12 protein-coding genes are annotated in these 11,632 nt (G+C 74.4%); 6 read left to right on the plus strand and 6 right to left on the minus strand.

The features are described from left to right. Positions 1–78 precede the first annotated feature (78 nt). Positions 79–1,167, minus strand: a complete 1,089-nt coding sequence (locus LQ327_RS13270; RefSeq protein ID WP_230734241.1) for a magnesium and cobalt transport protein CorA — start codon at positions 1,165–1,167, stop codon at positions 79–81. 378 nt (positions 1,168–1,545) lie between these two features. On the opposite strand from LQ327_RS13270, the gene LQ327_RS13275 reads away from it, so the two are divergent. The 6 genes from LQ327_RS13275 to LQ327_RS13300 all read left to right on the plus strand — a co-directional run bounded on the left by LQ327_RS13275 (position 1,546) and on the right by LQ327_RS13300 (position 5,224). Then, entirely contained in the window at positions 1,546–2,061 is a 516-nt protein-coding gene (locus tag LQ327_RS13275) for a MaoC family dehydratase (RefSeq protein WP_230734243.1), read from the plus strand. 64 nt (positions 2,062–2,125) lie between these two features. Continuing rightward, entirely contained in the window at positions 2,126–2,287 is a 162-nt protein-coding gene (locus LQ327_RS13280) for a hypothetical protein (protein ID WP_230734246.1), read from the plus strand. Positions 2,288–2,357: 70 nt separating this feature from the next. Then, on the plus strand, positions 2,358–2,867 hold the full coding sequence (locus tag LQ327_RS13285; protein WP_230734247.1) for a PH domain-containing protein: 510 nt from the start codon (positions 2,358–2,360) through the stop codon (positions 2,865–2,867). Positions 2,868–2,880: 13 nt separating this feature from the next. Continuing rightward, on the plus strand, positions 2,881–3,732 hold the full coding sequence (locus LQ327_RS13290) for a PHP domain-containing protein (RefSeq protein ID WP_230734249.1): 852 nt from the start codon (positions 2,881–2,883) through the stop codon (positions 3,730–3,732). A gap of 10 nt (positions 3,733–3,742) precedes the next feature. Then, positions 3,743–4,594 carry a RecB family exonuclease gene (locus LQ327_RS13295; RefSeq protein ID WP_230734251.1) on the plus strand — a complete coding sequence of 284 codons (852 nt, stop codon included), beginning with the start codon at positions 3,743–3,745 and terminating at the stop codon, positions 4,592–4,594. A gap of 39 nt (positions 4,595–4,633) precedes the next feature. Beyond that, positions 4,634–5,224 carry a hypothetical protein gene (locus tag LQ327_RS13300; protein ID WP_230734253.1) on the plus strand — a complete coding sequence of 197 codons (591 nt, stop codon included), beginning with the start codon at positions 4,634–4,636 and terminating at the stop codon, positions 5,222–5,224. Between the two features lie 52 nt (positions 5,225–5,276). Here LQ327_RS13300 and LQ327_RS13305 read toward each other — a convergent pair whose 3' ends face one another. From LQ327_RS13305 to LQ327_RS13325, 5 genes are all read right to left on the minus strand, one after another. Next, positions 5,277–6,479 carry a kynureninase gene (locus tag LQ327_RS13305; protein ID WP_230734255.1) on the minus strand — a complete coding sequence of 401 codons (1,203 nt, stop codon included), beginning with the start codon at positions 6,477–6,479 and terminating at the stop codon, positions 5,277–5,279. Then, entirely contained in the window at positions 6,476–7,309 is an 834-nt protein-coding gene (locus tag LQ327_RS13310) for an oxygenase MpaB family protein (RefSeq protein WP_230734256.1), read from the minus strand. Before LQ327_RS13310 ends, LQ327_RS13305 begins: the two co-directional genes overlap by 4 nt. Then, positions 7,306–8,184, minus strand: coding sequence for an alpha/beta fold hydrolase (locus LQ327_RS13315; protein WP_230735074.1), 879 nt, complete (start codon positions 8,182–8,184; stop codon positions 7,306–7,308). Before LQ327_RS13315 ends, LQ327_RS13310 begins: the two co-directional genes overlap by 4 nt. Before the next feature lie 136 nt (positions 8,185–8,320). Next, on the minus strand, positions 8,321–9,715 hold the full coding sequence (locus tag LQ327_RS13320) for an Rv3212 family protein (protein ID WP_230734258.1): 1,395 nt from the start codon (positions 9,713–9,715) through the stop codon (positions 8,321–8,323). Between the two features lie 7 nt (positions 9,716–9,722). Next, positions 9,723–11,354, minus strand: coding sequence for a DEAD/DEAH box helicase (locus LQ327_RS13325; protein WP_372460679.1), 1,632 nt, complete (start codon positions 11,352–11,354; stop codon positions 9,723–9,725). Between the last annotated feature and the right edge of the window lie 278 nt (positions 11,355–11,632).

Below are 11,632 nucleotides of genomic sequence, written 5' to 3' on the forward strand. Positions count from 1 at the left end.
CTGGAACGTCGTGAGCCTAACCACACAGACAGGTGAACGGGAGGTGTGAATGGGACGTCAGGGACATCCCTGGGCCGACTAGAGCCAGTGGTTGCGGCGGAAGGTCCGGAAGAGCCAGGCGCAGATGGCGACGATCACGACGATCACCAGCGGGTAGCCGAACGTCCAGTGCAGCTCGGGCATGTAGTCGAAGTTCATGCCGTAGATGCCGGCGAACATCGTCGGGACGGCGAGCAGCGCGGCGTACGCGGTGATCTTGCGCATGTCGTTGTTCTGCCGCAGCGTGATCTTGGCCAGCACCGCGTCGACCAGCGTGGTCAGCAGCTCGTCGAACTGCGCGACCCGCTCGGACACCGTCACCAGGTGGTCGTCCACGTCGCGGAAGTAGCTGCGGACGTCGGTCGGGACGAGCGGCGAGTAGCCCTCGGTGAGCCGGCGCAGCGGGGCGACCAGGGGCTGGACGGCGCGGCGCAGCTCCAGCACCTCGCGCTTCATCAGGTAGATCTGGTCGGCGCCGAGCTCCGAGTGGGGCGCGAAGACCTCCGCCTCGATGGTGTCGATGTCCCCCTCGACCGCGGCCGAGACGTCCAGGTAAGCGTCGACGATGTGGTCGGCCACCGCGTGCAGCACGGCCGCCGGGCCGAGGGCCAGGTGCTCGGGGTCCTCCTCGAGCGTCCGCCGTACGCGGCGCAGCCCGGAGTGTTGCCCGTGGCGGACGGTCACCACGAAGTCCTTCCCGACGAAGCACATCAGCTCGCCGGACTCGACGATCTCGTTCGCCGTCGTCGGGGACGCGTGCGCGACGTAGCGCATCGTCTTGAACACCGAGAACAGCATGTCGTCGTAGCGCTCGATCTTCGGGCGCTGATGGGCGTGCACCGCGTCCTCGACGGCGAGCGGGTGCAGGCCGAAGACCTCGGCGATGTCGTCGATCTGCTCGGCGTCGGGCTCGTGCAGGCCCACCCACACGAAGCCCTCCTCCCGACGACGGACCTCCTCGATCGCCTGGCGGTGGTTCCAACGTCCCTCGAGCCGCTTGCCGTCGACGTAGACCGCGCAGTCGACGACGAACGCGGACAGCGGCACGTGCGGGACGTGGACCCCGTTGTCGAGGGCGCGGGGACGCCGGCCGCGCGCGGTGGAACGCAGGGAGGGGAGAGCGGGCATGGTGGTCTCCGTGTCGGGACACGACCGGATCGAGGTCCGGTCAGCGGGATCTCGGACGGATCGCCGCGTCGCCTCGGGGGCCACGACGGTGCGAGGACCGTCGTCAGCGGCCCCTCGTGGGGACGCGGCCGATACTTCCGGGGTCGGCACCCGGCTGTTCCGTCATGGCCACGTCCACCTCCTCGGTCCTCCCGGGCTGACTGCTCCTGGCCTGCCCACCCCGTGACGGTGGAGCCGCCCCGGGGGTGGGCCCGGTGTCGTACGTGTCACGCGGCCGTGCGTCCACGTGCGCTGCCGCAATGGTCCATCCTACGGGTCGTCACGGGCGGTGCGCTGCTCGGACGGCCCAGGAGACGACGACGTTCAGGGAGTGGACACGTGCAGTTCGGTCGGTACTTCGAGGAGTTCGAGGTCGGGGCGACGTACAAGCACTGGCCCGGCAAGACGGTCACCGAGTACGACGACCACCTCTTCTGCCTCATCACGATGAACCACCACCCGCTGCACCTCGACAGCCACTACGCCGAGGGCACCCAGCAGGGGCGCAACGTCGTCGTCGGGAACTACGTCTACTCGCTGCTGCTCGGCATGTCGGTGTCCGACGTCTCGGGCAAGGCGATCGCGAACCTCGAGGTCGAGTCGCTGCGCCACGTCAAGCCGGTCTTCCACGGCGACACGATCTACGGCGAGTCGACGGTGCTGGACAAGAAGGAGTCGACCTCGAAGAACGACCGGGGCGTCGTCCAGGTCGAGACGATCGGCTACAACCAGGACGGCGTGGTGGTCTGCATCTACCGCCGCAAGGTGATGGTGCCGAAGCGGCCGCAGACCGACTCGCCCGAGGCGGCGCTGGCCGCGGAGCAGCCGAACCGGCCCGTCCCGCAGGACCGCTGACCGGTTCCCGAGCGCCGGTGTGTCGGTCACGGGCCGTCACCGGTGCGCCCCTAAGATCGCCGCCGTGGACGTGAAGAAGCTCGTCATCGCGATCGTCGTGATCTTCGTGCTGTTCTTCGTGATCTCACAGCCGCGCGCCTCGGCGGACTTCGTCCTGAACATCCTGCACCTGCTCGAGAGCGCCGCCAACTCAGTGGTCCTCTTCCTGCGCTCGCTGTTCACGTAGCCCGCGCGGGTTACGCTCGTCACCGGTCACAGGACGCACCGTCAGGGCCGGGGCAGGAGGGGAGGGCGCCGTGCTGGCACCCCGCGAGGTCGACGAGTACGTCCTGCCCACCGAGCGGCGGGTCATCCGCTTCCGCCGGCACTGGGTCGTGATCGTCAACGAGGTCGTGCAGGCCACCGTGCTGATGGTCATCCTCATGGTGGCCGCCTCGCTGCTGCCCGAGGGCCCGGTGCTCTCCAACATGCTCTGGTACGGCGGGCTGCTCGTGCTCGTGAAGGCCTGCTACAAGGTCAGCGAGTGGTGGGTCGAGAAGGTCGTGATCACCGACAAGCGCGTGATGCTCACCCAGGGCGTCTTCACGCAGAAGGTCGGCATGATGCCGCTCGGGAAGGTCACCGACCTGACGTTCGAGCGCACCCTCAACGGCCGCATGATGGGCTACGGCACGATGATCATCGAGTCGGCCGGTCAGATCCAGGCGCTGAACCGCATCGACTTCCTCCCCGACCCCGAAGAGGTCTACGAGGCGATCTCCGAGCTGGTGTTCGGCGAGAAGCGGCAGACGCCGAGCCGTCCCTGAGATCATCGCCGGTGTGATCGACCTCCACCTGCACTCGAACGCCTCCGACGGGACGGACACGCCGGGCGAGCTCGTCCGCAAGGCCGTCGACGCCGGCGTGACGACGCTCGCGCTCACCGATCACGACACGACGGCGGGGTGGGACGAGGCCGCGGCGGCGGTTCCCCCGGGCGTCCGGCTGGTCCGCGGCGCGGAGTTCTCGACGACGGCGCCCGACGGCCGCGGTGGGCACGTCTCGGCGCACCTGCTCGGCTACCTGTTCGACCCGACGGGCCCGGCGATCCTGGCCGACCAGGCACGGTTGGGCGGGGAACGCGCCCGGCGCATCGGCGTGATGACCGAACGGCTGCGGGCCGACGGGTACGCCGTCGACCCGACGAGATACGCCGGTGACGCGCCGATCGGGCGGCCGCACCTCGGGCGCGCGCTCGTCGAGATCGGGGCGGTGGCCTCGGTGCCGGAGGCGTTCGAGAAGTTCCTGGCCAAGAACGGCAAGTACTACGAGCCGAAGGCCGACACACCCATCGCGGAGGCGATCGCCATGATCCGCGCGGCGGGCGGGGTGCCGGTCTGGGCGCACCCGTGGGCCCGGAAGAAGGGCCCGATCGTCGAACCCGAGGTGATCCAGGAGATGGCCGGACTCCGGCTCGCCGGGCTCGAGGTCGACCATCCCGACCAGGAGCCGGGCGACCGCGAGCGGCTGCGGTCGCTGGCCGGGGACCTGAACCTGCTGGTCACCGGTTCGAGTGACTACCACGGGGCGAACAAGACGATCCCGATCGCGGCCGAGACGACCCGCCCCGAGGTCCTCGAGGCCCTCGTCGCGCAGGCCACCGGTGCAGGAGTCGTGACCGGAGGGCAATAAGCTGGAACCGATGAGCGGGCAGCTGACTCTCCAGGACATGCCCTCTCCTCTGGTCAAGGTCACCCCCGCCCGGCTCGCCACCTGGGACGACTGCCGGCGGCGCTACCGGATGACCTACCTCGACCGTCCGGCCCCACCCCGCGGCGGCGCCTGGGCGCACGCCACCCTCGGCGCCGTCGTCCACAACGCCCTGCGCGCACTCTTCGAGCTGCCCGTCCCGCGCCGTCGTCCCGACCGTGCCGCCGCGCTCGTCACCGAGCACTGGTCCTCCGAGGGGTTCCGCGACGACGCCCAGGCGGGCGAGTACCGCGCGCGGGCCCGGGACTGGGTGGCGCGCTACGCCGACGAGCACGGCGCCGGAGTCGGCGAACCGCTCGGCGTCGAGCGCTGGGTGGCGGCGCCGGTCGGCGGGATCGTCGCCGAGGGCCGCGTCGACCGGATCGACGCCGGCACCGACGAGGACGGCGGGCGCGAAGCCGTCGTCGTGGACTACAAGACCGGGCGGTGGGTGCCCGACGAGGACGACGCCCGCTCCTCCCGGGCGCTGGCGCTCTACGCGCTCGCCGCCGCCCGCACGCTGCGGCGGGCGTGCCGCCGCGTCGAGCTGCACCACCTGCCGTCGGGCACGGTGGCGAGCGCCGTGCACGACGACGCCTCGCTGGCGCGGCACCGGCGGCGCGCCGAGGAGTCCGCGGTCGAGATGGCGGCCGCGGGTGACGCGCTCGCCCTCGGCGGTGACCCCGAGGCACTCTTCCCGCCCGCACCGGGTCCGCGCTGCGCCCGCTGTGACATGCGGCGGAACTGCCCCGAGGGCCGGGCCGCCGCGCCACCGCTCGACCCCTGGGCCCTGCTCGCCCCCTGACCCCGTCCGCCCCGACCATCCTGCGAGGAACCGCCCCCGATGACCGGCCATGCCGCGCTCCCGTCCGAGGACCCGACCCCTCCGGACGGCATCCCGACGCCCCCGGCGGGCGTCCCGGCAGCCTCGGGTCCGGCGGTGGGGTCGCTGCACCAGGCGGTGGCGGGCTACCAGGCGGGAACGCCCGAGCCCGCGGAACCGGCCGAGCCGACCCGGTCGGAGGCCACCCCGGCGGGCCCGACGTCGGCAGCGGGTCCGAGGGCGACGCCGCGGCGGCTCGAGGCGGTGCCGGACGCCTACACGGCCGTCATCTCCGGGCCACGCACCGGCGCGTTCGGCCGCCCGATCGGCAAGCACCGCCCGACCGCGCTGCAGCGCCTCGTCGAGGTGGCCCGGGTGCTCGTCGGTGGTCTGATGGTGCTGACGCTCGCCGTGATCGTCGCGCCGCTCGTGCTCTCCGGCTCCGCTCCCGAGGTCGGCGTGCTCGTCGGGCACGTCGTCGGGGCGGTCGTGGCGCTGGCGGCGGCCGGCGTCGCGGCGTCACGGAAGACGCCGGTGTGGGCAGCGACGGTGGCGGCCCTCGTCGTGCCGGTGGACGTGCTGGTGGTGCTGGCCGTCTTCTGGTGGCGATAGGTGCGCTGACGCGCTTGTGAGCACTAATCGTCGCTATAGCAGCGATTAGTGCTCACAAGCGCGTCAGCGCACCCAGGCCGGACGCCACCTCCGCGAACGACGTCGACAACGGCGCGAGCCCGATCCGGATGCCGTCCGGCGCGCGGAAGTCCGGCACGACCCCGCGGCGCCACAGCTCGGCCACGATCGCCCGCGCGTCCGGGTGCCGCAGCGTCACGTGCCCGCCACGGCGCGCCGGATCGCGCGGTGAGGCGACCTCCAGCCCGGCCGCGTCGGCGATCTCCACGGCGAACGCGGTGAGCGCCTCGGACTTCGCGCGGACCGCCCCGATCCCGGCCTCGGCGTAGAGGTCCAGTCCGACGCGCAGCGGGACGAGCGCCAGCACCGGCGGCGTCCCGGAGAGGAACTGCCGCACCCCCTCGGCCGGCACGTACCCGGCCGCCATCGCGAACGGGTCGGAGCGCCCGAACCAGCCCTGCACCGGCTGCCGCAGCACCCCGTGGTGGCGCGCCGCGACGTAGGCGAACGCCGGCGAGCCCGGCCCGCCGCCGAGGTACTTGTAGGTGCACCCGACGGCGAGGTCGGCGCCCCACGCGTCGAGCGCCACCGGCACCGCACCGACCGAGTGGCAGAGGTCCCAGCACACGAGCGCGCCCGCGTCGTGGACGACCGCGGTGATCGCCGCGGCGTCGGCCAGGTACCCGGAGCGGTAGGCGACGTGGGAGAGCACGACGAGCGCCGTGCGCGGCCCGACCGCCTCGGCCACCTGCTCCACCGACACCCCGCCGTCCGGGTCGGTCGGGATCCAGCGCAGCGTGCGCCCGGTCTCGGCGGCGATCCCCTCGAGCAGGTAGCGGTCGGTGGGGAAGTCGTCGTCGGACACCACGATCTCGTCGCGGCCCCCACCAGCCCCGTCGACGGCCGCCCGCGCGAGCTTGTAGAGCAGCACGCTCGTCGAGTCGCCCACCAGCGTCTGACCCGCCGCGGCGCCCACCAACAACGCCCCCAGCCGGTCGCCCAGCACCGTCGGCAGCTCCACCCACTGCTCGTCCCAGCTGCGGATGAGCCGTGAGCCCCAGTCGTGCGCGGTGAACGCGGCGAGCGCCTCGCCGGTGACCCGCAGCGGGCGGCCGAGGGAGTTCCCGTCGAAGTAGGCGGTCACGTCGCCGTCGAGGACGAAGCGGTCCCGCAGCGGCGCCAGCGGGTCGGCGGCGTCGAGCTCCGCGGCGCGCGCCGCGAACCCGGCACCGGTCACGCCGCGTGCTCCCGCGCCAGCGCCTCCCGGGCGGTCGGCCCGTGGCGCCAGCTCTCCGGCAGCGCGAGCACCCCGGCCCGCAGGCCGCGCACGACGAGGCCGGCGGCCAGGTCCGTCGTCGGGAGCCCGGGCAGGCCGTGCATCCGGCGGGCCCAGCGCGGCTGCAGCGCGAAGCCGAGGGACGCGAGCGCGGTCCACGCCGGGCGCGCGGGGGTGGTGAGCGCGACGCGGGTCGGCATCGGCGGCGCGAGCAGCCGCAGCGCGGCGCGACGCGACGTGCCCGAGGCGCGCAGCTCGGGACGGACGGCGTCGAAGTAGTCGGCGACCTCGGCCCGGCTGGACGGCACGTCGGTGGCGCCGAGCAGCTCCGCAGCCCGGACCTGCTCGGCGAGGAACCGGTCGGCCTCGGCGTCGGACAGCCCGGCCCCGGCGCGGCGCACCGCGTCGAGGAACCCCCACACCTCGGTGACGTGCACCCAGCGCAGCAGGTCGGGGTCCGAGGCCCGGTAGGGCAGGCCGGTCACCGGGTCCACGCCGCGCACGTGCTCGTGGGCGGCGCGGACCTTCGCGGCGACCTCGTCGACCCGGTCGCGCGAGGAGAACGTCACCGTCATGACGTACTCGGCGGTGCGGCTCAACCGGGGCCAGAACGCGGTGTCGAAGTCGGAGTGCTCGGCGACCCCGGCCATCGCCCGGGGGTGCAGGGCCTGCAGGAACAGCGCCGCCAGGCCGCCCACGCCGGCCGCGGGATCGGCCATCACCTGCCAGGTGACGCTGCCCGGCCCGAAGTAGCCCGATCCCGGGTCCGAGGGCAGCGCTGACGCGGTCATGGCTCCAGGGTGTCCTCGCGCAGCCAGGTCCGCCACGTGGGGACGAGGACGTCGAGCAGCGCCTGCGGGTTCTCGAGGTTGGGGGAGTGCGCGGCGGCGGGCACCGCGGCGAACTCGGCCTCGAGCCGGTCGGCCATCGTCCGCTGGGTGGTGACCGGCCAGGCGTCGTCGTTCATCCCGCAGACCACCAGCGTCGCGAGGCGGCGCCCGCGCAGCGCCGCGACCAGCTCGGGCACCCGGTCGGGCTCGTTGCGCAGCGCGTCGCCCATCCCGAGCAGCGCCGTGGGCGAGGACGAGGCCAGCCGGTGGCGCAGGAAGTCCGCGACGGCGGGGTCGGCCCCGGCCCAGTCGCCCGCCTGCTCGCGCAGCGCGACGACGGAGTCGAGGCCGCGCCGGCGCAGGACGGGCTCCAGGACGTCGAGGCGGGAGCGCCGGGGCCCCATCGGCAGCTCACCCGGCCCGGTGTCCATGAGGGTCAGGCCGCGGACGGGGGCGCCGGAGAGGACGGCGGCCCGCGCGACGAGCCCACCGTAGGAGTGCCCGAGCAGCAGCACGGTGCGGCCCGCGGCGACCTCGGCGCGGACGACGTCCGCGACCAGGGACCCCAGCGGGCCGGGCCGGTGGTCGAGCTCTCCGTGCAGCGGCGGTGACTCGTACTGGCCGGGCAGGTCGAGCGCGAGTACGTCGATCCCGGCGTCGGCGATCGGGTCGATCAGCGGCGCGAAGTCCTCCTTGGACCCGGAGTAGCCCGGGACCAGCAGCGCCACCGCGTCCCACTGCTCGTCCGCGGCGCGGGGTCGGGCATCGGCGCGCAGCGCCGCGAGCGGGCCGTACGGGCCCGACAGCTCCACCCGGGCGGCCCGGTGGGGGGTCAGCTGCGCCGCCCCCGCCCCGGACGGCGGCGCCTCGACGACGCGGACCGGGAGGGGGTCGCGAGCCGGGGTCACACCGGGAGAGTCTGCCAAACCCGGGGCCGGTCGCGGTGTGAACGCTGCGGGTCGGCGGCGGGTCTCAGCGTGGCGGCCGCAGCCCGACGACGGAGGTGCCGCGCTGCTCGACGACCGTGGTGCCGACCACCTCGACCCCGACCGGACCGGGCGGGTCCGCGCGCCGGTCCACCGGGATCGTCGGTCGGGGCGCACCGGTCGCGGCGTCGACGACCGCGAGGCCCCCCTGGACCGGCACGAGCACCGTCGTCGGAGCCCCGGGGACGCCGTTGGGCACCGCGGCGCCGGGGCCCAGCGTGTTCGGCAGCGTCCACCGCGGCAGCAGGGTGGACGGGTCGAGCCCGACGGTCGCGGTGCCGGTCCACCACAGCAGCACCGGCCCCGCCTGGCGGACCCCGGTGGACTGGCCGGGCGGATCGGTCGCGGTCTCCGAGGCGGCGCCGGCGACGGGGCCCGCGGCGGGACCGAGCGGCACCGTGCCGATCGGGGTGCCCGCGCTGTCGTAGACCCGCAGGGTGCCGTCCGGGGCCTCCAGCGCGGTGCGGTCGTCGGCGACCGCGACCAGCCGGCCACCGGTCACCCCGGAGAGCACGCTGAACCGGTCCTCGGGCTTGTCGTACTCCGACGGGTTCGCGGAGAGCAGGCTGAGCCGGTCCGAGGGCTCGGCGGCGCAGCGCTCCAGGACGGCCACCGTGTCGGCGCCCGCGGCGACGGAGACGTGCGGGCAGGACGCCCGCGGCTGCGGGGTCGACTGCACCGGGTTCTGCAACTGCCCGTACTCGAGGGTGGCGACGAGGTCGTCGCGCCAGACCTCGAGGTAGTCGCGGCCGGTCGCGGTGACGTGCGAGCCGTCGGAGAGGAGTCGGGTGCCGGGGCGGACGTCGCTGTTGCGGGTCGGGCCCCGCTGCCCGGTCGACGGGTCCATCGTCGCGACGTCGCTGCAGAACGTGCCCACCGGCGACGTCGTGCGGAACAGCGCCAGCACGTCCCCGAAGCCGGTGCCCAGCGTGCACAGCGGGTTCGGCCGGCGGTACTCCCACGCCTGCGCCCCGGTCGCGGCGTCCAGGCCGGTGACCACGCCGAAGCCGTCGGGATCGGTGCGCCCGGTGGCGACGACCGGACCCGCGGTCGTCGGACCGGCGAGCAGGTCGGCCCCGGGCGGCGCCCCGGCCGGGTTCGGCGCCCGCCAGGCCTGGACCAGCGCCGTCGGCACCGGCCCTTCGACCGGCGGGGCCAGCGGGGCGGGCGCGGGCGTCACGGTCGTGCCGGACTCGTCGCCCGCGCGCAGCACGAGCAGGGTCCCGACGACGGCCGCGACCACGATGAGCGCGATCGCGAGGAGATCGACGCGTCGGCGCCGTTCCGCCGGCGGCCACCAGGTGGCGCGGCGGTCCGGTCGCTCGCCCGCGTCGTCCCCGGCCGGGCGGCTCGGGGTGCGCCGCCCGCCGGGGGCCGTCACCGCCTGATCAGTCCTCGCCCGCGCCGTTCGCGGCGACCGCGGCCTGGGCCTCGTCGCCACCACCGGAGCCACGGCCACCGCGGCCGCGACGGCGCCGGCGGCGCGGCCGCGAGGACCCGCCTCCCTCGCCGTCCTCACCCGAGGCGTCGGCGGACCCCCCGTCGTCGGAGCTCTCGGGACCCGCGGTGTCGGAGCCGGCGGCCTTCTCACCCGGCCCGGAGACGACCTCGCCCCCGCGACTGCGGGTACGGGACCGGTTGCGCCGCTTGCGCGGCCGGTCGGCGTTCTCGGACGAGGTCTCCGCGGTCTCCTCCGGGGCGTTCTCGTCCTCCTCCTCGGCGGGACGACGACGGCGCGCCACCCGGCCGGTCGCGTCCTCGGGGATGCCGAGGTCGCGCAGCAGGTGCGGGGAGTTGGAGTAGGTCTCCGGCGGCTCCGGGGCGCCGAGCCCCAGGTCGTCGGAGATCAGCTTCCACTTGGGCAGGTCGTCCCAGTCGACGAGCGTGATCGCGATGCCGGTCTTCCCCGCGCGGCCGGTGCGGCCGATGCGGTGGATGTAGGTCTTCGCGTCGTCCGGGCACTGGTAGTTCACGACGTGGGTCACTCCGGTCACGTCGATGCCGCGCGCGGCGACGTCGGTGCAGACCAGGACGTCGATGCGCCCGGTGCGGAACGCCTTGAGCGCGTGCTCGCGGGCGCCCTGGCCGAGGTCGCCGTGCACGGCGCCGACCTTGAAGCCGCGCTCGGCGAGCTCCTCGGAGACCTTGCTCGCGGTGCGCTTGGTGCGGGTGAACACCATCGTCGGGCCGCGGTCGGCCGCCTGCAGGGTGCGGGCGAGCAGCTCGACCTTGTCCAGCGCGTGCGCGCGGTAGACGAACTGCGCGGTGCGCTCGCCGATGGCGCTGGCGTCGACCTGCTCGGCGCGGATGTGCGTCGGCTGCGTCAGGAACGTGCGGGCCAGCGTGATGATCGGCCCGGGCATGGTGGCCGAGAAGAGCATCGTCTGGCGCTTGTCGGGCAGCATCCCGAGGATGCGCTCGACGTCGGGCAGGAAGCCCAGGTCGAGCATCTCGTCGGCCTCGTCGAGGACCAGGCCGCCGATCTTGGCGAGGACCAGGTGGCCCTGCTGCGCGAGGTCGAGCAGCCGGCCGGGCGTGCCGACGACGAACTCGACGCCGGTCTGCAGCGCGGCGATCTGCTGCTCGTAGGGCCGCCCGCCGTAGATCGACACGACCCGCGTGCCGAGCCCCTTCGAGGCGCCCTCGATGTCCTTCGCGACCTGCAGGCACAGCTCACGGGTGGGGACGACGACCAGCGCGCGCGGCGTGCCGTCCTCGGTCGGGGTGCCGAGGCGCTGCAGCAGCGGGACACCGAAGCCCAGCGTCTTGCCGGTGCCGGTGCGCGCCTGGCCGATGACGTCCTCGCCGTTCAGGGCGAGCGGCAGCGTCAGTTCCTGGATCGCGAAGGTGCGCTCGATGCCGTTCGCGGCGAGCGCCTCGACGATCTCGGGACAGACGCCCAGCTCGGCGAACGTCGGGGCGTCCGCGGCGGACTTGGTCGAGGCGGCCGGGTCGTCGAGCGGCGCGACCTGCTCGGCCGCGTCGGGATCGGGTTCGGGGGAGGTGGTGTCGGTGTTCAGCGGTCTGCCTTCCTCACGGCTCGTGCACGCGAGGTGAGCCGGCTGGCTCGACCGCCTCCCCGGGCCCGGGCTTCGGTGCCCGGTCGGGAACCGGGACGTCGGTCCCGACGTCACCGGGGGCGGGAGAGCCGACGAGGCGCCCGCGCGCTGGATTCGCCCTGGAGCACGTCGGATGGCTGGGGCCACCGGGCGACACGCCCGCAGGAGGCCGGAGCCGGCGACGGGCGGTACGTGGGGGAGCGGCCCCGGTGGGGCCACATCGGTCGAGTGGGGGTGTC

It is taken from the genome of Actinomycetospora endophytica (assembly GCF_021026375.1).
Lineage (GTDB): Bacteria > Actinomycetota > Actinomycetes > Mycobacteriales > Pseudonocardiaceae > Actinomycetospora > Actinomycetospora endophytica.

Excerpts from the sequence above, each read along its gene's own strand:
- LQ327_RS13270 (WP_230734241.1), bottom strand. The coding sequence starts at position 1,167 with ATGCCCGCTCTCCCCTCCCTGCGTTCCACCGCGCGCGGCCGGCGTCCC.
- LQ327_RS13295 (WP_230734251.1), top strand. The coding sequence starts at position 3,743 with ATGAGCGGGCAGCTGACTCTCCAGGACATGCCCTCTCCTCTGGTCAAG.
- LQ327_RS13300 (WP_230734253.1), top strand. The coding sequence starts at position 4,634 with ATGACCGGCCATGCCGCGCTCCCGTCCGAGGACCCGACCCCTCCGGAC.
- LQ327_RS13310 (WP_230734256.1), bottom strand. The coding sequence starts at position 7,309 with ATGACCGCGTCAGCGCTGCCCTCGGACCCGGGATCGGGCTACTTCGGG.